This window comes from Flaviramulus sp. (genome assembly GCF_982512915.1).
In genome coordinates this window covers 133,195-157,205 of sequence record NZ_CEWOCJ010000002.1, presented here as the reverse complement: position 1 = coordinate 157,205, position 24,011 = coordinate 133,195, and the positions used below count along the sequence as shown (strand labels likewise).

Annotated in this window: 16 protein-coding genes; 13 read left to right on the top strand and 3 right to left on the bottom strand. The window is 30.2% G+C overall.

Annotated elements, in window-relative coordinates; all coding sequences use genetic code 11:
- The first annotated feature begins 9 nt into the window (after window positions 1-9).
- The 9 genes from AC1XJX_RS02285 (at window position 10) to AC1XJX_RS02245 (ending at window position 13,995) form a co-directional block, all read left to right on the top strand.
- Window positions 10-1,335, top strand: a complete 1,326-nt coding sequence (locus tag AC1XJX_RS02285; protein ID WP_482002346.1) for a vanadium-dependent haloperoxidase — start codon at window positions 10-12, stop codon at window positions 1,333-1,335.
- Between the two features lie 283 nt (window positions 1,336-1,618).
- Complete coding sequence (locus AC1XJX_RS02280) at window positions 1,619-3,352, top strand: glycoside hydrolase family 13 protein (protein ID WP_482002345.1); 1,734 nt, start codon at window positions 1,619-1,621, stop codon at window positions 3,350-3,352.
- A 17-nt stretch (window positions 3,353-3,369) separates the two neighbouring features.
- Entirely contained in the window at window positions 3,370-5,505 is a 2,136-nt protein-coding gene (locus tag AC1XJX_RS02275; RefSeq protein WP_482002344.1) for a glycoside hydrolase family 97 protein, read from the top strand.
- A gap of 42 nt (window positions 5,506-5,547) precedes the next feature.
- On the top strand, window positions 5,548-6,861 hold the full coding sequence (locus AC1XJX_RS02270) for an MFS transporter (RefSeq protein ID WP_482002343.1): 1,314 nt from the start codon (window positions 5,548-5,550) through the stop codon (window positions 6,859-6,861).
- Window positions 6,862-6,879: 18 nt separating this feature from the next.
- Complete coding sequence (locus AC1XJX_RS02265) at window positions 6,880-8,112, top strand: MFS transporter (protein WP_482002342.1); 1,233 nt, start codon at window positions 6,880-6,882, stop codon at window positions 8,110-8,112.
- A complete protein-coding gene (locus tag AC1XJX_RS02260) occupies window positions 8,109-9,974 on the top strand; it encodes a trehalase family glycosidase (RefSeq protein WP_482002341.1) in 1,866 nt (621 codons plus the stop codon). The genes AC1XJX_RS02265 and AC1XJX_RS02260 overlap by 4 nt, the downstream gene beginning before the upstream one ends.
- 8 nt (window positions 9,975-9,982) lie before the next feature.
- The gene (locus tag AC1XJX_RS02255; RefSeq protein ID WP_482002340.1) at window positions 9,983-11,140 is read left to right on the top strand and encodes an MFS transporter; all 1,158 of its coding nucleotides are present in this window, start codon (window positions 9,983-9,985) and stop codon (window positions 11,138-11,140) included.
- A gap of 171 nt (window positions 11,141-11,311) precedes the next feature.
- Window positions 11,312-12,241, top strand: coding sequence for a carbohydrate kinase family protein (locus AC1XJX_RS02250; RefSeq protein WP_482002428.1), 930 nt, complete (start codon window positions 11,312-11,314; stop codon window positions 12,239-12,241).
- Between the two features lie 11 nt (window positions 12,242-12,252).
- Window positions 12,253-13,995: an alpha-amylase family protein gene (locus tag AC1XJX_RS02245; RefSeq protein WP_482002339.1), complete on the top strand. Its 1,743-nt coding sequence runs from the start codon at window positions 12,253-12,255 to the stop codon at window positions 13,993-13,995.
- A 234-nt stretch (window positions 13,996-14,229) separates the two neighbouring features.
- Here the strand turns inward: AC1XJX_RS02245 and htpG are convergent, their stop codons facing one another.
- Window positions 14,230-16,140 (bottom strand): molecular chaperone HtpG, encoded by a 1,911-nt coding sequence (gene htpG / locus AC1XJX_RS02240; RefSeq protein ID WP_482002338.1) that lies wholly within the window; start codon window positions 16,138-16,140, stop codon window positions 14,230-14,232.
- 159 nt (window positions 16,141-16,299) lie between these two features.
- On the opposite strand from htpG, the gene AC1XJX_RS02235 reads away from it, so the two are divergent.
- Window positions 16,300-17,307, top strand: a complete 1,008-nt coding sequence (locus AC1XJX_RS02235) for a 3-oxoacyl-ACP synthase III family protein (RefSeq protein WP_482002337.1) — start codon at window positions 16,300-16,302, stop codon at window positions 17,305-17,307.
- Between the two features lie 467 nt (window positions 17,308-17,774).
- Here AC1XJX_RS02235 and AC1XJX_RS02230 read toward each other — a convergent pair whose 3' ends face one another.
- Entirely contained in the window at window positions 17,775-20,267 is a 2,493-nt protein-coding gene (locus AC1XJX_RS02230; RefSeq protein WP_482002336.1) for a TonB-dependent receptor domain-containing protein, read from the bottom strand.
- A 96-nt stretch (window positions 20,268-20,363) separates the two neighbouring features.
- On the opposite strand from AC1XJX_RS02230, the gene AC1XJX_RS02225 reads away from it, so the two are divergent.
- Complete coding sequence (locus tag AC1XJX_RS02225) at window positions 20,364-20,726, top strand: CoA-binding protein (RefSeq protein ID WP_482002335.1); 363 nt, start codon at window positions 20,364-20,366, stop codon at window positions 20,724-20,726.
- Here AC1XJX_RS02225 and AC1XJX_RS02220 read toward each other — a convergent pair.
- A complete protein-coding gene (locus AC1XJX_RS02220; protein WP_482002334.1) occupies window positions 20,697-22,157 on the bottom strand; it encodes a sodium:solute symporter in 1,461 nt (486 codons plus the stop codon). The genes AC1XJX_RS02225 and AC1XJX_RS02220 overlap by 30 nt on opposite strands.
- A 79-nt stretch (window positions 22,158-22,236) precedes the next feature.
- On the opposite strand from AC1XJX_RS02220, the gene recR reads away from it, so the two are divergent.
- Window positions 22,237-22,854 carry a recombination mediator RecR gene (gene recR, locus AC1XJX_RS02215; protein WP_482002333.1) on the top strand — a complete coding sequence of 206 codons (618 nt, stop codon included), beginning with the start codon at window positions 22,237-22,239 and terminating at the stop codon, window positions 22,852-22,854.
- 12 nt (window positions 22,855-22,866) lie between these two features.
- On the top strand, window positions 22,867-23,964 hold the full coding sequence (locus AC1XJX_RS02210; protein WP_482002332.1) for a glycosyltransferase family 2 protein: 1,098 nt from the start codon (window positions 22,867-22,869) through the stop codon (window positions 23,962-23,964).
- The last annotated feature ends 47 nt before the right edge of the window (window positions 23,965-24,011 follow it).

Below are 24,011 nucleotides of genomic sequence, written 5' to 3'. Positions count from 1 at the left end.
AAAACTGTAATGAAACATTTAAAAAATAGCATTTATTTATTTATAATTTGCTTAGTAGTAAGTTGTGGTAAACCTGAGGTACATATAGAAATATCTCCAGAAGTATTTCATTCATCTGTAGATAAGGTTATGGAAATTCAAATACATGATATTTTTTCCCCACCAGTAGCAAGTCGAATTTTTGCATATCCAAATATTGCAGCTTATGAAATTTTAGCTCAGAAAAGTTCAAAATTTAAGTCACTTGTAGGTACTGTAAAACATCTTAAATCCATTCCAAAAATGGATATTGAAAAAAATATCAATCTTGAATTAGCAGCAATTATTGCACATATGGAAGTTAGTAAGTCTTTGATTTTTTCAGAAGAGAAATTAGAAACTTTGCAAGATAGTTTATATCAAGAATGGCAATTGGTAAATGAAAATGAATTTAATGATACTAAAGCATATGCTCTAAATGTTGTAAGTTATATTATTGATTGGATGAAAAAAGATAACTATAACCAAACCAGAACAATGCCTAAATTTACAGTAGATACAGACGATCCTTCTCGATGGCAACCAACACCACCATCTTACATGGAAGGTATTGAACCACATTGGAGTAAAATCAGGCCTTTTTTATTAGATTCAGCTTCACAATTTAAACCAGTAAGACATCCAGAATTCTCGTTAGATAAAAACTCTAAATTTTATGAGGAATTAATGGAAGTTTACAATGTGAGTAAAGAGATTACAGAAAAAGGGGATAAATCTGAAGAAATTCAAATTGCTCAATTTTGGGATTGTAATCCGTTTGTTTCTGTAACAAGAGGACACTTTATGTTTGCAACGAAAAAAATATCTCCAGGTGCACATTGGATAGGTATTACTAAAATAGCTTCAAGAAAAACAAATGCAAATGTTGAAGAAACGGTTAATGCTTATACAAAAACATCCATGGCTATTGCTGATGCTTTTATTAGTTGTTGGGATGAAAAATATAGAAGTAATTTAATTAGACCAGAAACGGTTATCAATCAAAATCTAGATCCAGATTGGTTGCCTATTTTACAAACACCACCTTTCCCGGAATATACAAGTGGACACTCGGTAGTATCTGGTGCTGCATCTGTAGTATTAACAGAAATTTTTGGCGATAATTTTTATTTTGAAGATGACACAGAAATTCCTTTTGGAATACCTGTTAGAAACTTCAAATCTTTTTATGATGCTTCAACTGAAGCTGCTTTGAGTAGACTTTATGGTGGTATTCATTACAGAGCTGCCATTGATAATGGTTTAGATCAGGGTAAAAAATTAGGTCATTTCGTTGTTGAAAAATTGAATCTTTAGGCTTGCATTATTATCAAATTTTAGCTTTTAGATTCAATATTTAATAAAATATACTTCAATTATTTGTCAATTCGAAAACGATTTCGATTAAAAATTTAGTTTTTATAGTTCATAAATTCTAAATTATACTAATAATTGATGAAATTGGTAATATTCTTTATTTCTTTAAAACTATTTTAAGATTAACAATATAGGATGAAAATTATTTAATAGTTGGTAGTTAAGAATCAGTTTGTTGGCAATTCAAATGAGATTCATAAAAACCGATTAAATAAAAAAACAGATGAAAAAAATAATTTTATTATTATTAATCTTACTATCTATGAATAGTTGCAAAGAAAAAACTACAACACAAACAGAACCTACTACTGATAATTCAACATGGTGGAAAGAAGGTGTTCTCTATCAAATTTACCCTCAAAGTTTTAAAGATACAAATGGTGATGGATTTGGAGATTTTGGGGGTGTTATTGAGCAGTTAGATTATATAGAGAGTCTAGGTGTTACCATGGTTTGGATGAATCCTTTTTTTGAATCACCATTGGTTGATAATGGCTATGATGTAAGTGATTACAGAGCCATTCATCCTCGTTACGGCACCATGGAAGATTTTCAAGAAATGCTTGATGGTTTAAAATCTCGTGGTATAAAGTTTGTACTCGATGTGGTTGTAAATCATAGTAGTAATCAACACGAGTGGTTTAAACAAGCGTGTAGTTCTAGAGACAATAAATATTATAATTATTATCACTGGTGGCCAGCGGAAAAAGGTAAACCCCCATATAGGCACAGTCTTTTTGATCCTGAAGGAGCATGGGATTATAATCAAGCTACAAACTCTTATTATCTACATACCTTTGCAGAAGCGCAACCAGATTTGAATTGGGAAAACCCAAAATTGCGTCAAGAAGTTTATGATATCATGAAATTTTGGGCTGATAAAGGGGTAGATGGCTTTAGAATGGATGCTTTTCAATTTGCCAGTAAAGATATCACATTTCCAGAATGGCCAGAGGGTCATGAAAAAGATTTTATAAAGTGGTATGGTATGAGACCACAATTACATGATTATTTAAAGGAAATGTATAAAGAAGTTATAGAACCTTATAATGTATTTGCCGTAGCAGAAGGTTCTGGAAGTACATTGAAAGATGCTCACGATTTAGTTGATGAAGACCGTAAAGAACTTCAAACGGCCTACCATTTTGAATATGTTGATATGTCTAGAACTCCAGTTGGTTATAAACTAGCTGATTTTAAAGAAGTATTTACAAGATGGGATAAATCTTTTGCTGAAAAAGGTTGGATTGCTATTTTCTTATCCAATCATGACAATGCAAGGTTAGTAAATCGCTTTGGAAATGCTAGTCCAGAATTTAGAGCAGTTTCAACTCAGATGCTAAATACTTTTCTATTGAGTATGCGTGGAACACCCTATACATATTATGGAGACGAATTAGGTATGACAAATATTGATATGCCTACTATTGAAGAATATGTTGATATAGAAGCTATAGGAAGATTTAAAAAGGCGCAAGCAGCAAATGCAGATATGGATGAGTTTATGGAGGTTCTCAATTATAGCTCAAGAGAAAACGCACGTACACCGATGCAATGGAATGATTCTGTTAATTCGGGATTTACAATAGGTAAGCCTTGGAAAAAAGTTAATGAGAATTACAAAGAAATAAATGTTGAGCAACAAGACAAAGACCCTAAAAGTGTACTCAATCATTTTAGAAGCATGGTTAAATTTAGAAATAATAATAAGGTACTTGTTTATGGGGATTATCAATTATTACAAGCTGAACATCCAGAGATTTATGCATTCACAAGAATTTTAGATGATAAGAAAATGCTAGTGCTTTTAAATTTTACAAATCATAATTCTAGTATCACATTATCACAACTAAATAATATTAATGAAACCCTTATTAATAATTACGAAACTTTAAATATTGATAACGATGAAATCACATTGAAACCATACCAAGCAGTTATTGTTTCAATTAAATAAAGATTAAATTACCAATTATGGGAAAACGAAAACTTCAAGTCACCACATTTTTTTTAGGATTATTATTTTTTTCGGCATGCAAAAAAGCAGAAACAAATTTCACAGTTAATTCACCTAATACTAATATTTCAGTAGCATTTTCTCTTTCAGAAAAAGGTCAACCAATGTATATGGTTAAACATAAAAATGAGACTGTTATTGATACTTCATATATGAGTTTTGATTTTAAAGATTTACCAGCTTTAAAAGATAATTTTAGAATTGTAAATGCTACAACTGCCGTTTTTGATGAAAGTTGGGATATGCCTTGGGGAGAACAACTTACCGTTAGAAATAATTATAATGAACTAGTTTTAAATTTAGAAGAAGAAACGGAGGCTAAAAGAAAGCTCAATATTCATTTTAAAATATATAACGATGGTGTTGGTTTTAGATATGAATTTCCCGAACAAGAAAATTTAAAAGAAGTTTTAATTACAGATGAAAATACCGAATTCAATTTAACAGGCGACCATAAAGTTTGGTGGATTCCAGGGGATTGGGATATATATGAACATTTATACAACGAAACAAAATTCTCTGAAATTGATGCACTTTCAAAGCGAAATCATGAAAATTTAGCGGCAACCTATATTCCAGAAAATGCTGTAAATACTCCAGTTACAATGAAAACTGATGCTGGTTTATATTTGAGTTTTCATGAAGCCGATTTAACTAATTTCGCAGGCATGACTTTAAAGATTGATCCTGCCAATTTAAATATGGTAAGTGAGTTAGTAGGTTCTAACAGATTAGGTGGAAAAGCAAAATTAACTTTACCGTTTAATACACCTTGGAGAACTATACAAATAGCTGAAAAAGCAGGCGATTTAATAGAATCTAAATTATCATTAAATTTAAATGAACCTAATGAAATAGGTGAAGTAGATTATTTTACTCCCATGAAATATGTGGGTATTTGGTGGGAAATGCATATTGGTAAATCTACATGGGATATGGAAGGAAGTCAAGATATGAATACTTGGACAGAAGGAAAATCTGCTACATCTAGACATGGAGCTACTACCGATAATGCTAAAAAATATATCGATTTTGCATCACAAAACGGGATTAAAGGTTTACTAGTTGAAGGTTGGAATACTGGTTGGGATAAATGGCTAGCCGAGGCTAATGCTCGAGAAGGTATTTTCGATTTTATGACACCTTACGCAGATTATAATTTTAATGAAGTCATGGCTTATGCTAAAAATAAAGGGGTTGAGGTTATTATGCATCACGAAACATCTGCAGCACCGCTTACTTATGAAAAGCAAATGGATGAAGCTTATAATTTTATGAAGGTCAATGGTATAAACTCGGTTAAAACAGGCTATGTGGGCGAAATAATTCCAAAAGGCGAATACCACCATGGACAGTGGATGGTAAATCACTATCATAAAGTTTTGGTTGATGCCGCTAAAAAGAAAATAGCTGTTAATGCTCATGAACCTATTAAAGCAACTGGAAAACGCAGAACCTATCCTAACGCCATAGCGCGCGAGGGTTTAAGAGGTCAAGAATTTAATGCTTGGGCAACAGATGGTGGTAATCCACCAAACCATTTACCAACAGTAGCTTTTACAAGAATGTTATCTGGACCAATAGATTTTACACCAGGAGTTTTTAATATTAAATTCGATGATTATAAAAAAGGAAATCAAGTAAATACTACATTGGCGCATCAATTAGCGCTATATGTTGTGATTTATAGCCCCATACAAATGGCTTGCGATTTACCTGAACATTATATGTTAGATGGTAAAGTACATCCAGCATTTCAATTTATTACAGATGTAGGTGTAGATTGGCAACAAACAAAAGTTTTAGATGGCGAAGTTGCAGATTTTGTAACTATAGCAAGACAAGAACGAGAAACAGACAACTGGTTTGTTGGTGGAATTACCGATGAAAATGCTAGAAATCAAAACATTACTTTTGATTTTCTTGAAGCTGGAAAAACGTATAAAGCAACTGTTTATAAAGATGCTGAAGATGCCCATTGGAATGATAATCCTCAAGCTTATCAAATTGAAAAAATTGAGGTTACAAATTCGTCAACCTATAATGTTAATCTGTCACCAGGTGGCGGTTTTGCAATCAGTATAATGCAATAATTTAGCAGAATAACCAATTAAACTAACTAATAACTTTAAGGTATGAAACTAACTAAACCAAGATTATCGTTTTGGCAAATATTTAATATGAATGTTGGATTTTTAGGCATTCAATATAGTTTTGGACTACAACAAACAGCCATCAACCCTATTTTTCTTTATTTAGGAGCCCCTGAAGATATGTTGCCTATTTTGAATATAGCAGGACCTGTAACGGGTTTGATTATCCAACCTATTATTGGTGCTATGTCAGATAAAACATGGTCGGCAAGATGGGGAAGAAGAAAGCCTTATTTTTTAATAGGAGCCTTATTAGGTAGTATTTGTTTATTTGCATTTCCTCATAGTCCAGTTCTTTGGTTTGCAGTTGGGTTGCTTTGGATTCTAGATGTTGGAAATAATATGGCTATGGAGCCATACCGAGCTTTTGTTGGTGACAAATTACCAGAAAAACAATTAAGCTTAGGTTACCAAATGCAAAGCTTATTTGTAGGTGCTGGAATTTTATTAGCTAATGGATCTATTGTTTTATTTCAATATTTATTTGGTGGAGAATCTGTAGAAGAAACAGGAACGATTCCTCAATGGTTATATTATTCTTTTTTTATTGGTGCATTCTTATCTTTAACAACAATTCTTTGGTCTGTTTTTAAAACACCAGAAATACCTCCTACAGACGAAGAATTACTTGAAATTAATGAAATAAAAGGACTTTCATTAGGCAAAAGAATTTCCAAGCCCTTTATTGAAATTGTTGATGCCATTAAGCAAATGCCAAATTTTATGTGGAAAATTGGCGCTGTATATCTATTTCAGTGGTATGCTCTTTTTATTTATTGGCAGTTTACAACACCTTTATTTAAGTTAACTCTAGGCTTTTCTACTTCTGAGGCTGCATCCCAAGCCGCTAAAATGAGTTTAACTTACAATATAGTTACAATGGTTGTAGCACTTGCCTTAGTACCGTTAACGTTGCGTTTTGGAGGAAAAAAAATATATGCTTTAAGTTTGATTGGTACAGCATTAGCTTTATTTATAATACCTTATATTTCCGATCCAACAACGGTTTTAATTCCTATGGTTTTATTTGGTATTGGGTGGGCTGCTATGATGGGAATTCCATATACGATGGTTTCTAAAATAGTACCACAAGAACGACGTGGTGTCTACATGGGAATTTTGAATATGATGATAGTTATCCCAATGTTTATTCAAACATTAACTTTCGGACCTATTTACAAGTATCTATTAGGCAATAATGCTATTAATGCTATATTGTTTGCAGGTGTGTTTTTTGCTATAGCTGCTTTATTAGCGTTCCGTTTAAATGAAACAAAATCAGTAATTGAGGAATAGTTTTAATATGATGAAATTATGAAAAATTTAGGTATTAAAATATCCATATACCTTAATTACTTTGTTTTTGCTATTTTGTTAAATAGCGTCGGGATTGTAATTGAGAAATCTATAGATGTTTACAAAGTAACTGAATCTCAAGCATCTGTTTTGGAAGGCTTTAAAGATTTGCCAATTGCAATCATTGCATTCATAATGGCTTCGTTTTTACCTCGTTTTGGTTATAAAAGAGCCATGTTAGTTGCTTTAGGTATTGTGTTTTTTGGATGTCTATATATGGTTTTTGGAAATACATTTTTTCACACTAAAGTTTTATTTTTATCTATAGGGGTAAGTTTTGCATTAATTAAATTATCCGTCTATTCACTTATCGGGATATTAACAGAAACTAAAAAAGAGCACGCTTCCATGATGAGCTCTATTGAAGGATTTTTTATGGTAGGAATTGCTTTAGCCTATTTTTTATTTCCAGCATTTTATTCTGAAGATGAAAATTCTTGGTTAAATGTTTATTACTTATTATGTGTGATTATTTTAATTTCTTTCATTTTTCTACTTTTTTCTAAAATTAAATATGAAGTTGAAGCCATTGGGTCAACTTTAAAAGAAGATTTAAAAGAATCTGTAAAATTAATGGTTGTTCCTTTAGTTTTAGTTTTCATTATTTCAGCGTTTTTATTTGTGATGATTGAACAAGGAATCATGACATGGTTGCCTACCTTCAACAAAAAAATATTCAATTTTAATTCAGTTTTAAGCGTACAAATGGCGAGTATTTTAGCGCTAACTTTAGCTCTAGGAAGATTTGTTGCAGGGTTTTTAACTAAATATATTAATTGGGTTGTTTTGATAATTGTTTGTGTAGTCATATCTGGAACTATACTTATTTATATTTTACCACAATTACATGCTGATATACAGTTTATTAGAGAAATTACAAATTTGTCTCAGGTGCCAACTTTAGGTTTTATTTTACCATTAATTGGTTTGTTTATAGCACCAATTTATCCATTATTAAACTCTACAGTTTTAAGTTCATTACCAAAAAGTTTACACTCACCAATGTCGGGTTTAATTATCATCTTTTCTGCATTAGGAGGTACTATCGGGTCAAGAATTGTTGGTGAACTATTTGAAAGTGTTGGTGGCGCAAATGCTTTTTACTTTTTGCTTATTCCAATGGCTTTACTAATCATTTTTGTTTTACTTATTGATAGAATGTCTAAAAAACAAGTTATTTCAGAATCATGATTTTTCATCTTAAAATAGAAGAAACATTAGCAGTTTTATTACAACAAGAAGATACTGATGGAGATAAAAAAATCACCATTGATGACAAAGGACCTAAGCTTTTCAAAATAATTTCAAAAGACAATAATCCATATTCAGTAGCAGGAACTTATCATTTATCAAACTTGTTACAAGAATTAATCATTGCGAAGTATGAAGGTAAAACCATTGCAGAAATTCCAATTTCGAAAATTGAAGAACTACCTGTAACCAGAATCTCAAGAATGATTCGGGATTATTACTGGAAAGGTTTAACCCGGAGTATGGATAAAGTTGGTGTTGAAAAACTAATTTCTGATACTAAAAATGAAACACTCACAGCAAAAAAACTTCCAATTTATGTGCCCTTTCATGATGAATTAGCTTTCAATTATTACAAAAAATTAGAATCTAGACTACCAATACTAGCTAGTAAATTACCCAAAGTTATTTCGCCTGAATACGTTAAAAATTTAAATCATAAACCTGGTATTTTATCTTTAAAACTTGAAAAAGTAAATAACGAAATAAAGGGAGTGCCTTTTGTTGTTCCTGGTGGAAGATTTAATGAAATGTATGGTTGGGATAGCTATTTTGAATCTATAGGCTTATTATTAGATGGAAAAGTAGATTTAGCAAAAGCCATGGCTGATAATTTTCAGTACGAGATTATGCACTATGGGAAAATTTTAAATGCCAACAGATCGTATTATTTAACTAGAACACAACCGCCTTTTTACAGTAGTTTGATTCGGGAGGTTTTTGAAATAACAAAAGATAAAACTTGGTTAAAATCTCATCTAGAAACTGCTATTATTGAATATGAAACGGTTTGGATGGTTCCTAATAAACGGCTCACTGTAAATGGGCTAAATAGGTATTTTGCTGAAGGCATTGGTATGCCACCTGAATCAGAAGAGGGCCACTTTAATGCTATTATAAAACCTTTTGCTGATAAAGCAAATATTTCAATAGAATATTATATTTTGAAATATCAAAATAACGAAATTGAAAATAACTTTTTAGATTCTTATTTTACACATGATAGAACAGTTAGAGAGTCAGGCCACGATACCTCATACAGAATTGAAGGAAACTGCGCCGATTTAAATTTAGTAGAACTCAATGTATTGTTACATAAATACGAATTAGATTTTGCAGAACTCATTAAAAATGTATTTGAAAACAGCTTAGTGTTTAATTCAAAAAATCACACAAGTTCGTCTTGGTTTGAAAAAGCTAATGCAAGAAAAGTTCTTATTAATTCTTTTTGTTGGGACACTAAAAAAGGTTTGTATGTTGATTATAATTTTGTAACAAAATCGCAATCTTCATTTATTTCAGCTACCACTTTTATTCCTTTATGGAGTGGTGTTGCTTCTCAAGAACAAGCAATAACATTAGTTAAAAACGCCCTTCCTTTGTTAAAAGAAAAGGGTGGAATTGCAGGTAGTACTATAGATTGTAGAGGTGAAATTACAGAGGAAAGACCACACAGGCAATGGGATTATCCTAATGGTTGGGCACCACATCAAATGATGATTTGGAGAGGTTTAATTAATTACGGTTTTAATAATGAAGCCCAAGAGTTAATTTACCGTTGGCTATTTATGATAACTAGGAATGCTGTTGATTATAATGGTACAATTCCTGAAAAATATGATGTAGTGGAAGCTACCCACAAAGTATTTTCTGAATACGGAAATGTTGGTACAGATTTCGAGTATATGTCTCAAGAAGGTTTTGGTTGGATGAATGCTTCTTATCAATATGGGTTATCTTTATTGGAAGATACTTATAAGGATAAGATTAATAATCTTATAGAACCAGAATTTGTTTTTTAATTATTCTTATGCATTCACTAAAGCTAATTTTATCAAATCTCAAATATTTTGCTCCAGTTTGGGTATTTAGCTCTTTAAATTTTATTATTGGTACTTGGGTTTTGTACATACCTTACTTAAAAGAAAAGTTACAATTAAATGATTCAGAGATTGGCTTTGCATTATTTTGTTTAGCTTCTGGAGTTTTTTTATTTATTCCTACAGTACCATATCTAAGTAAAAAAATAGGCATAGGTAAATATACCTTAATAGGTATTTTGTTATTTTCTTGTGTATTTATATTTCCTTTATTAGCATCTAATTATATATTTCTTTGTGTATCATTATTTTTAGCTGGTATTTTTTCTGGGACTACAGATGTGGCAATGAATACCTTAGTATCTGAAATCGAAAAACGCGATTCTTCAAACTTTATGTCTTCCGCTCATGGTTTTTTTAGTTTAGGTGGTGCCTTAGGAGCTATTTTAGGCACAATTTTGATGCCGTTTTTTTCAAAACCTTATCATCATATGATGGTAATAGCATTTTTCTTAATCATAATAAATTTATTTCTTTCAAAATATTATTATTTAATTAAGGAAACATTTGTTTCAAAAGAAAAAAATAAGTTCGAAATTAAAATTTTAAAACCTTTATTTCTAGTTGCTTTTATTGCATTTGTAGTTATGAGTAGTGAGGGAGCTATAGAACATTGGAGTACATTATACTTTATAGAAGTTGTCCAAATTACTCAAAAAAATCTTGTAGGTATTGGATTTATAGTTTTTTCTTCAGCAATGACTTTGGGTAGATTTTTTGGTGATACAATAAGTGCAAAAATTGGATCAATAAAAATAATTCTATTGGGTTGCTCTTTAGCTAGCCTCGGTTATATAGGTGTTCTATTTAGTAATTTTATAATTACCATTTTAGGATTTGGAATTTTAGGATTAGGTCTTTCAGTAATTATTCCAGAATTATTTAGAATAGCAGGAAAAACTAAAGGTATAAAAGCATCTATAGGTATTTCATTTGTATCAGGTGTTGGGTTTATAGGATTTCTTCTAGGGCCAGTATTCTTGGGGTGTATATCAAATATTTTTAGTTTAAAAATAAGTTTTTCTGTTCTTTTGGTTTTAACAGCACTAGCTTTAATAATTTCATTATTTAAATTAAAAATCAGATAGAATATTAACTTAATAACTACTAATTTTATATAAATTTAATTTTTAAAAATAAATTAAAAACATCTTCGAAAACGTTTTCGTTTGAATCAAAAACGCTTTTTCGTCTAGAATTTTATTTAATAACAATTGTAAGCTTAATTTGTTATAATAAACTAAATAAACCAAAAATTAATTTTGAGAAATATTGACATTCTTTGTATTGGAGAATTGTTAATTGATTTTATAGGACACCAAATTGGTGAAAAAATCAATAATACAAGAGATTATCATAGGTATTTAGGTGGCTCTCCCACTAATGTAGCTATGAATTGCGCAAGACTTGGCTTAAATCCAATTCTAATAGCTACAGTTGGCGACGATGGTTTTGGTGAATACATATTTGAAAGACTTGATGAGGTTGGTATCAATCATAGTTTCGTTAAAAAAATAAGTGATAAGCCAACTAGTGTGATATTTGTTTCAAGAACAGATGGAACCCCAGATTTTCTTCCTTTTAGAGAAGCTGATTATTGTATTACGGAAGATCAAATTTCAGAAGAAACACTTTCTAAAACAACTATATTTCATACCACATGCTTTGCTTTAAGTAAAAATCCGGCACAAGCAACTATTTTGAAAAAGGCTGAAGAAGCTTTTAATTTGGGTTGTAAGTTAAGCATCGATATTAATTATGCTAAAAAGTTGTGGAGTTCTCAAGATGAGGCTTTAAGGGTTATAAAAACATATTGTAAATTCAACCCACTAGTAAAAATTAGTGAAGATGACATGACAAGGCTTTTTGAAGAAACTTTACCACACGAAGAAATATTTCAGTTTTTTCATTCCCAAGGAGTCGATACTGTTTGTTTAACTCTAGGAAGTAAAGGCGTTAAATTATCCAGAAAAGGAAAAAAACTAATTGAGTTACCAGCAATAAAAATTGAAAAAGTAATGGATGCAACTGGTGCTGGTGATGCTTTTTGGTCAGGTTTTTTATTTGCTTATATCAAAGAAAAATCAATTGAAGAATGTTTAGCGGTAGCACTAAAATTAGCAGCTTTAAAACTGCAAAATGTTGGTAGACTACCTGATAATATTAATATTTTATCTAAACTTTTATAAACACTCGGTCAATGCAAAGTAAATCTAGTACAGATAATAATTATAAAGGTGTAATGCTTAACGCGTATCCGGATAGTATAGGTGAAAAACTAAGCGATACAATTAGCATGCTTAAAATGCCCGAGTTTAAAGATGTTTTTTCTCTATTTTATGTATTACCTACTTTTTTTAATAGCGATTTAGATAGAGGATTTTCTGTTATTGATTATAATTTAAATAAAGATTTAGTTTCTTCTGAAGATTTAAATGATTTAGAGCACCTCAATATTTTATTAAAGTTTGATATTGTATTAAATCATTTATCTGTTGCATCTCCACAGTTTAAAGACTTATTAAAAAATGGAAATCAATCTAAATACAAAGATTTTTTTATTAATTGGAATGCGTTTTGGGAGGGTTTTGGAACTGTTAATGAAGATGCTATAATTATTCCAAAGGAAGAGTTTCTCAATAAACTATTTATGAGAAAATCAGGTCTTCCAATTTTGAAAGTCCTATTTCCAGATGGTACAGAACAGCCTTATTGGAATACTTTTTATCAGCAAATTACATTAAATAAAATTACTTCTGAAGATTTAGAAAAAGTTATTGGGTTACCTCTTGATAAAGCTCAATTAGTATGTGAAATAGTTAATAATGCTATTGAAATTGGAGATGATATAAGTGCTATTGATTTTGGTGAGGAATATATTTTTAAAGATCAAATTTTAAGAATTGTTAATCAAAATCGTTCTTACTTAGGGCAAATGGATGTGAATGCAAAATCTGAATTAGTTTGGAATTTTTATGATGAAACTCTGAGTAAATTAAAAGATTTTGGTTGTAAAATTTTACGATTAGATGCCTTCGCGTATTTACACAAAGAAGTTGGACAAACAAACTTTTTTAATAAACCTGGAACTTGGGATTATTTAGAGCGAATACAACAAATAGCCAATAAAAACGATTTAATGTTATTACCAGAAATTCATGCTGAATACGGTTTAGGATTGCATGATGAAGTTGCTAAAAAAGGGTATTATATTTACGATTTTTTTCTTCCAGCATTGATGATTCATACTCTTGAAAAAGGATCAAGTAAGGCTATTTTAACTTGGGCCAAAGAAATAGTTAACAAAGGCTATAACACCGTAAATATGTTAGGTTGCCATGATGGAATTCCTGTTTTAGATTTAAAAGGGAAAGAAGTAAATGGTTCCTATAACAAGGGTTTGCTTGAAGATAAGGATATAGAATTCATTATGACTACCATTATGAATCGTGGGGGTAGAGTTAAAAATCTATACGATGCAGAAGGTAAAAAGATTTCTTATTATCAAGTAAATGCGACATTTTTTAGTGCTTTAGGAGAAAGTGATCAAAAAATGTTACTGGCAAGAGCCATTCAGATGTTTATGCCTGGTATCCCTCAAGTATGGTATTTGGATGTTTTCGCAGGTAAAAATGATTATGAAGCTGCCGATAAGGGAGGAAGTGCCGGTCACAAAGAAATTAATAGAACTACCCTTTCTAAACAAGATATCGAAGTTGGACTTCAAAAAGAGGTTGTTTTAAATCAACTAAAAATCATGCGTTTAAGGAATACGCTAAAAGCGTTTTCTGGCGATATTCTAATAAATGATTCAAAAGACGACATTATCGATATTTTATGGAATTTTGATGGTAATGTAGCTCAACTTAAAGCAAATCTTAAAACCTATAATTTTTCAATAGAGTATTCAGATTCTAGTGTAACTGAGGTTTTGAATTTTTAGATTTTTACTTTAAAATTACAAATAAAAATTAATAGTAAAATTAAGTGCTATTTGGAGTAATTTATTTATAATAAGTTATCGAAATCAGTAAGTAAAAAGCTTGTAATAATTCAATTACAAGCTTTATTAATTAATATAGTTTTTTTCAAATTAAAATTTTGAATAAAAAAACCACCTTGTTTTCACAAAGTGGTTTACATGTATATAAGTTGCTGAAAATTTCAGCGCATCAACTTATTTAATCATCTCGTAACTACGCTTAATAAAGTTGGTGAGTTCTTCACCTTTTAATAAGCCTTGAGATAATCTAGCTAAATCTAAACTTTGGTTTATTAAACGCTCTTGCTTCTTTTTAGTTTTGGTATTTAAAATTTCACCAACTAATTCAGAGTTTGTATTTACAACCAAATTATACATTTCTGGCATATTACCCATACCAAACATACCCCCTCCGCCAGTAGCTTGCATCTCTTTCATTCTGCGCATAAACTCTGGTTGTGTAATAATAAAAGGCGATGCATTACTATCCATTGCTTCAAGCTGTACCATGAATTTTTTAGAAGGTATAATTTCTTTTAAAACAGCATCTAATTCTTTCTTCTGATCGTCATCTAATTTAGAAATAGTGGTTTCATCTTTCTTAATTAAATTATCAATATGATCACCATCAACACGTGCAAAAGATATATTTTCTTTTGTGCTTTCAAGCTTTTGAATTAAATGTGAAACAATTGGCGAATCTAATAATAACACCTCATAACCTTTAGCTTTTGCAGATTCAATATAACTATGCTGTGCATCTTTATCTGAAGCGTAAAGGATCACCATTTTATCATCTTTATCCGTTTGATTTGCTTTAATTTTATTGGATAATTCCTCAAAAGTATAATATGCTCCATCAACACTTGGATATAAAGTAAATGCATCTGCTTTTTCAAAGAATTTTTCTTCTGAAAGCATGCCGTATTCAATAACGATTTTTATATCGTTCCATTTTGCTTCAAAATCTTCACGATTACTATTGAATAACGACTTTAATTTATCTGCAACTTTTCTTGTAATGTATGATGAAATCTTTTTTACAGCGCCATCAGCCTGTAAGTATGAACGAGATACGTTTAATGGAATATCTGGAGAATCGATAACACCACGAAGCATTGTTAAAAATTCTGGCACAATGCCTTCAACATTATCAGTAACATATACTTGATTTTGGTACAATTGAATTTTATCTTTTTGGATATTCATATCTTGTCCCATTTTAGGGAAGTATAAAATTCCAGTTAAGTTGAATGGATAATCTACATTCAAATGAATGTTGAATAAAGGCTCTTCAAATTGCATTGGATACAACTCACGATAAAAATCTTTGTAATCTTCATCTTTTAAATCGGCTGGTTGCTTTGTCCATGCAGGGTTTGGGTTATTGATAATATTATCAATTGTTATTTTTTTGTGTGGCTCAGTTGTTTCTTTGCCATCTTTATCTTTAGTTGTTTTAGGCGTGAAATCAGGGTCGTTTATTTCTTTAGTTCCAAATTTAATTGGAATAGGCATAAACTTATTATATTTCATAAGAAGTTCTCTAATACGAGATTCTTCTAGAAACTCTGTTGAATCATCAGCAATATGAAGAATAATTTCAGTACCCCTATCAGTTTTATCAGAAGGTTCTAAAGAAAACTCTGGTGATCCATCACATACCCAATGAGCAGCAGGTTCGTCTTTATGAGATTTTGTAATAATTTCTACTTTACTAGCTACCATAAATGCAGAATAGAAACCTAATCCAAAGTGACCAATAATTCCTGAATCTTTTGCAGAGTCTTTATACTTATCTAAAAATTCTTCCGCTCCAGAAAACGCAATTTGGTTAATGTATTTTTCAACTTCGTCCGCTGTCATACCTAAACCTTGGTCTATAATGTGAAGCTTCTTGCCTTCTTTATCAATTTTAACTTCAATTTGTGGGTTTCCGTATTCAACAGTAGCCTCACCAATACTAGTTAAATGTTTTAATTTTAAAGTAGCATCAGTCCCATTACTAATTAATTCGCGTAAAAAGATTTCGTGATCGCTGTACAAGAATTTTTTAATGAGAGGGAAGATATTCTCTACCGATACATTAATGTTTCCTTTTGTCATGATATATAAGTTTTATAATTTAATATTAATATTATAATCTAGACAAAAAAAGTACCAATAGTTAAAAAGTGACAAACTGACACAATATGTTTTGGATGTTTTAATATAATTTTTAAAAATTTAATTTCGTAATTTGCTAAATCTAAACTGAAAATAATAATGTATAATTCTAAAATAATAGGCTTAGGAAAGTATTTGCCTGATAATGTTGTAACTAACGACGATTTGTCAAAAATTATAGATACTAACGATGCATGGATTCAAGAGCGAACAGGTATTAAAGAACGAAGATGGATTAAAGAAGGTAGTAATGATACATCGGCTGTTATGGGTGCTAAGGCTGCAAAAATAGCAATTGATAGAGCTGGTTTAACTAAGGATGATATCGATTTTATTGTATTTGCAACTTTGAGCCCTGATTATTATTTCCCTGGTTGTGGTGTTCAAATTCAAGACATGTTAGATATGCCAACTATAGGCGCATTAGATGTAAGAAATCAATGCTCTGGTTTTGTTTATGCTATGTCGGTTGCAGACCAATTTATTAAAACGGGTATGTATAAAAACATTTTAGTAATTGGTGCAGAATACCACAGTAATGGTTTAGATAAAACTACGCGTGGAAGAGGTGTAACGGTAATTTTTGGCGATGGTGCTGGTGCATGTGTTTTAACAAGAGAAGAAGATAATACTAAAGGTGTATTATCTACGCATTTGCATAGTGAAGGTAAATATGCGGATAAATTAATAGTAGAATCTCCAAGCATTGCGCATTGGGTTCCAGAAATTTTGGAGGCAGGAGATGATGATGTTTCTTATTTCCCATACATGGACGGACAGTTTGTGTTTAAAAATGCCGTGGTGCGTTTTAGTGAAGTTATTATGGAAGGACTTATTAAAAATGGGCTGAAAAAAGAAGATATAGATATGTTGATTCCGCATCAAGCTAACTTACGTATAGCACAATTTATTCAAAAGAAATTTGATTTAAGTGATGATCAGGTTTTTAATAATATTATGAAGTATGGAAACACAACTGCTGCATCTGTTATAATTGCTCTTACTGAAGCATGGGAACAAGGTAAAATAAAATCAGGTGATAATGTAGTATTAGCAGCTTTTGGTAGTGGTTTTACTTGGGCGAGTGCTATTATTAAATGGTGTTAAAAATAAATAATTCGATAATCAAAAAACCCGAAACGATTAAGTTTCGGGTTTTTTTAGCTATTAATTAACTTCAACTAACACTTATCTGAAGAATAATTATTCTATTAGACGTAAAAATTTAAATAATATTGTATCAGTTTTTATTATTTAACTTTTTTTAACAGAATAAGAACAAAAAACCCGAAGTATCAATTTCGAGTTTTTTAGTAATACTAATCTTTAAATACGAATTTTTGTGTAGACGACTAACTCTAAATAATTAATTTTCGTTTTTGGTTCGATTGTATAATCGTTCAACGCTATGTTACAGTAATTATTATCTTTAATTTAAAAATTTAACATATTTTTTAACATATAAGTTATTTTTTTAAATCAAAACCCCAAAACATTTAAGTTTTGGGGTTTCTTATCTAATATCCTAGCATTAACACTAACCATCAATTATTATGTAGGTTATTAAATTTTATTTAGATAAAGCCACCATTACTAGATTTTGTATTGTCATCTCTTTGTTTTCGAGATTTAGCTCTATATTTTTCGCCACCAAATCTGTAGTTTATGCTTATGTTCCATGTATTGCTTTCCCAATTAAACTCTCCATTTTGTACAAATGGTCTTATGCCATCAAAACCAAATCGCATGGTATTAAATATATCATTATAATTAAAGGCAAAAGTAGCTCTGTTAGCTTCAAGGAAGTTGTATCTCATTCCTAAATTAACAAAATACATAGGTCTCATGTCAAATTGTAGTGTTCTGTTTATGCCTCTGTAGAATCCAAAAGCTGTAAATGCTAGTTTTTCGTTAACGCTAAAGTTATTAAACATTCTAAAATTCCAAGCGGTATTAGCTACTTGATTTACATTAGTTTCAATATCTGCTATTGTTGCATTTTCTATAAGTATACCATCTCTAATATTTTCAGCAATACCTTTTTGAATTTGTGAATAAAAATCGAAACTACCATTAATACTCCACCATTTTGTTGGTCTGTAATTAGTAGATAACTCAACGCCATAAGCTGATGTGTTATCAAAATTATCATTTGTTAAAATAATTCTTCCTGATGTTACGTCGCTTCTATCAATAAATAAAGCTCTATTTATTTCATTAGAGATGGCTCGATAAAAAACGCCACCTGTAAGACTACCTTTACTGTTATTTAAGTTTCTGGTGTAATTAACTTCTAATGAGTTGGTGAATTGAGGTTCTAAATCCTGTTTGCCAAAAGAAGATATTAACGGAGAACTCCATTCTTTAATTGGGTTTACTTGTCCAATTCCTGGTCTGTCAACACGTCGGCTATAACTTAATTGGTATGCGTTTTTTTCTGATGGGCTATATGTTATAAACACAGAAGGATATGCTTGAACATAATCATTAATAAATGGAATTTCTGAAACATCATTGGTTATTACATCGGTTTGTAAAGCAATGGCATCAACATTTACACTCTCAAGTCTAACTCCAACTTGATACGTCCATTTGTCAAACTTCTTATTGTAGTTGGCATAAGCTGAATAAATATTTCTAGAATAATCAAAATCTGTACTTGGTGTTGGTATTAAATTTCCAATTTCGTTAAAAGAATCACCATTAGAAGCGTATAAAATATTAGTGCTGAATAGAATAGTTTGTAAACCCAATTCTAATTTTGAATTTTCAGATAACGGATTTACATAATCAAGATTTATAGTTGTTAGTGTGTTTTCGGTTTCATTAAAATCAGTATAATCTCTCAGAGGACCTTCAATTTGATCAAAAAATACTGGGTTTTCACCTCTGTAAATATTATGATCAATTTCTAATTCAATATTTTCGCCTTCTTTTGTGAAATCTAATTTGTAATCAAAGTTATATTCTGATGCCGTATTATCACCAAGATTAGAAAAAATTTGATCTTGATTAAAAGCTAAATCATCATAAAAAACAGCAGTAGTTCTTCCTACAGTACTATTTTCTGATACGTTTTGATTTGTAAATACAGATATGGTATTTTTATCGTTTAAATAAAAATCAACGCCAAGTTTATATTGATTATTATTTCTTTTGTCTAAGAAACGAAAAAACTGTTCTGAGTTATTTTCAGGTCTAGATATAAGTCCAATGTTTCTGTTTTTTGATATATTATTACTGTAGTTTCCAAAAAAGTTGGTTTTACCATTTCTATAATTCATGTTTATGGCACTATTAAACTTCGGTTCCACCTCATAACTAAGCCCTACATTGGCACTACCATTAAAGCCAACCATAGTGTTTTTATGTAGTACAATATTGATAATACCACTCATCCCCTCCGGATTGTATTTTGCTGATGGATTGGTTATTAATTCAATAGATTTAATAGCTGTGGAAGGTATTTGTTTTAATAACTGAGCCGTTGGAATGTTAGATAATTTTCCATCTACCATAACGCGTACATTAGAATTTCCGCGTAAGCTTATATCGCCTGTTTGAGTATCAACATTTACTGATGGAATACCTATCATTAACTCTGATGCTGTGCCACTTGCAGCAAGATCTTTACCAATCGTAATGACTTTTCTATCTACTTTTTGTTGAATGGTAGATACTTCTGCCACCACAGTAACTTCATCTAAACCTTCAGCTTCTTCTTCTAAAAGTATATTTCCAAGATTTATTTTGTAATTGCCATTACCAATAGTTATGTTTTTTGAGTAAGTTTTGTAACCTATATATTGAATGTTTAGTAACATGTTGCCTTCTAGTATCTTTTCAATTTCGAAAGAACCATCATTTTGCGTAATACCACCAGTTATAATATCTCCTGAAGTGTTTTTAATAATTATATTTACATAAGGTAAGGGTTGCTTTAAATCTGCGTCTAATACAATTCCAGAAATGGAACCAGTTTTTTCAGTATTTTTTCTTGGGATTGATGCATTTGCAAAAGAATGTAAGAATAGTGCTGTTAAGCACCATAAAAGTGATTTTTTCATTTGATTAGTTTGATTTTGATTGATGTTGTTATTATTCAGACGCCCTCAATTAATATTTGTTACTTGATACATAAACTCTTAACATTATTTTAACATATGAGTAAAAAGACCTTAGTTTTTAGCGCCTCGCTAAAAGCAAATAGATATTCAAATTATGCCATACAACGTTTAATTGCTAATGAATTTGAAACTGTTGCTTATGGTTTGGTTCGTGGAGATATTTTGGGAGTTACTATTGATGATGCCCTAATTGCGTATAAAAACATTCATACCATAGCCCTATACATCAATCCAGAAAGGCAAAAAGATTATTATGAATATTTAGTTTCTTTAAACCCAGAACGTGTTATTTTTAATCCTGGAACAGAGAATCCTGAGTTTTATAAAATTTTAAAAGCACATCATATTTCTTTTGAAGTTGCTTGTACTTTAGTTTTGCTTTCTACGAATCAGTATTAATCCAATAAAAGTAATCAACCCATTTAAAGGTAGTATTTCCCAATGGAATTTATAGATACCAATAACACTTTCCGGTAAAGATGTTATTGCAAAAGTTATGAGTATGGAGAGTATTCCAACTATCCATACATAATTATCTTTAATTTGATATTTTGTTAAAATTCCAAATGAAAATAAGCCTAATAATGGGCCATAAGTAAAGGTTGCAAACTTAAATAGGTTTCCAACTACGTTTCCTTCAAGATTATTAAAAACAATTACAACTATTATAAGCAAAATAGAAACCCCAACATGTACTTTTTTTCTTAATGGTTTTTGATTTTCTTTTGGAAGTTTTTCAATATTTAAAAAATCTACAGAAAATGATGTAGTTAATGATGTTAAAGCACTATCAGCACTAGAATAAGCTGCAGCTATTAACCCTATAAGGAAAGTTATTGCTAGCCCTTTTCCTAATCCTTGATTCATAGCTATTTCTGGAAAAAGTAAATCGGTTCTTGTTTTTCCATCTACAATAGGAATTTGCAAACCAAATTTTTCTGCATAAATAAATAATAATGCGCCTAGAGATAAAAAGAAAAAGTTTACAAAAACAAGTAGGGTAGCCATGGTAAACATGTTTTTTTTTGATTCTTCGGGTGTTTTACAAGTCAGGTTTTTTTGCATCATGTCTTGGTCTAAACCAGTCATGGCAATAGCAATAAAAATACCACCAATAAAATATTTCCAGAAATAGGTAGTTGCATTTGGATCTTCAAAAAAGAAAATTTTTCCTTTTGCTTCAAATGCTTCTGAATTTAAAAATTCAACATAAGACCAATCTAGCTTTTCATTAATTAAAAAAATAGCAACAGCCACAGATACTAACATGGCTAAAGTTTGTAAAGTATCCGTCCAAACAATGGTTTTAATACCGCCTCTATTTGTGTAAATCCAAATCAATAAAATGGAGATAACTACGGTAATCCAAAAAGGAACACTAATACTTTCAAAAACAATATATTGCATTGCTAATGCAACTAAAAACAGTCTAAAAGAAGCTCCAGTAACTCTTGAAAGTAAAAAGAAAAATGCACCAGTTTTGTAACTTACTTTTCCAAAACGTTGCTCTAAATATTGGTAAATTGATGTAACATTTAGTTTGTAATAAATGGGAAGTAAAATAAATAGAATAAATAAATACCCAACAAAAAAACCAAAAACACCTTGCAAGTAAGCAAATTGCTCACCACCAATCATTCCAGGGACAGATATAAATGTAACTCCAGATAAAGAAGCGCCTATCATTCCAAAAGCCACTAAATACCACGGAGCTGATTTGTTAGCTTTAAAAAAAGCATCATTGGTATCTTCTTTACCTGTAAAATAGGATATCAAAATCAATACCCCAAAATAAGCTCCAATTAAAAGTAGAATTTGTGTTGCTGTCATAAAAATATAATTCAAAGCCAAAATACAAATTACAATTGATAACTATAAAACTTAAATCTAAAATTGTAATTTTGCGATTATGGAATTTTCTTCAAAATTATTAGAACGAGCTGTTAATGAAATGTCGCAACTACCTGGAATAGGAAAACGTACAGCATTACGTTTGGTATTGCATATGTTAAGACAGCCTAAAGAGCAAACCAATGCGCTAACTGAGGCTTTAAAAACCATGCGTGATGATATAAAATTCTGTAAATCTTGTAATAATATTAGTGATGTTGAACTATGTGAAATTTGTTCAAGCCCTAGTAGAAATAGTGAAATAGTTTGTGTGGTTGAGGATATTAGAGATGTTATGGCTATTGAAAACACCAGTTCTTTTAAAGGTTTATATCACGTTTTAGGTGGTAAAATTTCTCCAATGGATGGTATTGGACCGCATGATTTAAATATCGAAACTTTAGTAAATAAAGTAAAGGAAGGTAAAGTTAAGGAGTTGATTTTTGCTTTAAGCTCAACTATAGAAGGAGATACTACAAATTTTTATATTTATAAACAGATTCAAGATTATAACATTTTTACATCTACTATAGCCAGAGGTATTTCTGTAGGGGATGAATTAGAGTATGCAGATGAAATTACTTTAGGCAGAAGTATTATAAATAGGATTCCTTTTGAAGCATCTTTAAAACTATAAACTTGTAGGTATTTGAAACTCTCAGTTGTCATATTAAATTATAATGTACGTTATTTTTTAGAGCTTTGCTTAAAAAGTGTACAATCAGCTATTTCAACTTTTGAAGCTGAAATTATTGTGGTTGATAATAATTCAACTGATGATAGTTGTAAAATGGTGAAGGATTTATTTCCAAATATCGTGCTTATTGAAAACAAAGAAAACTCTGGTTTTTCAAAAGGAAATAATATAGGAGTCACAAAAGCAAAAGGCGAATACTTATGTATTTTAAATCCTGATACAGTAGTGGCAGAAGATACTTTTTTGAAGATTTTTGAATTTATTCAAAATAAAAAAAAGCTAGGTATTGTAGGCTGTAAATTAATTAATGGTATTGGTGTTTTTTTACCAGAAAGCAAACGCAATATACCTTACTTAAAAACTTCATTAAAAAAGATATTTGGTAATTCAGAAGGCTATTATGCAAATCATATAAATGAAAATGAATCGGGAGAAGTTCCAATTTTAGTTGGTGCTTTTATGTTTTTAAAACGAGAACTTTATACTGAAATTGAAGGTTTTGATGAAGATTATTTTATGTATGGAGAAGATATTGATATCTCTTATAAAGTTCTAAAAAAAGGGTATTTAAATTATTATTTTGGAGAGACTACAATTATTCACTACAAAGGAGAAAGTACCTTGAAAGATAAGTTGTACGCTCGAAGATTTTATGGTGCCATGCAAATTTTTTATAAGAAGCATTTTAAAAAAAATATCATTTTTGATGTTTTGGTTTGGTTAGGTATTAGAATAGCGTTTTTATTTAATAAAGTTCCTGAAACAAAAAATAAAGAAGTTAAAAGATATATACTTGTTTCTGATAAAATGAATGATTATTTAAAAACTAAACTAAAAAAAGAGCTAATTTTAAGCTTAGATTTAGGAAATATCCTAAATAATTCAGAAGTTATCTTAGATTCTAACTCGCTTAGTTTTAAAAAAATCATTGATTATATTGAGAATAATAACCTTAACAAATCTATTACTTTCAAAATATATCCTAAAAATGCTAAATTTGTGGTTGGAAGTAATGATTCAGTTTCTAGAGGTGAAATTATTAATTTCTGATTACTTAATTATAAATAATTTATTTAAAACAATGTTTTTTTGTTAAT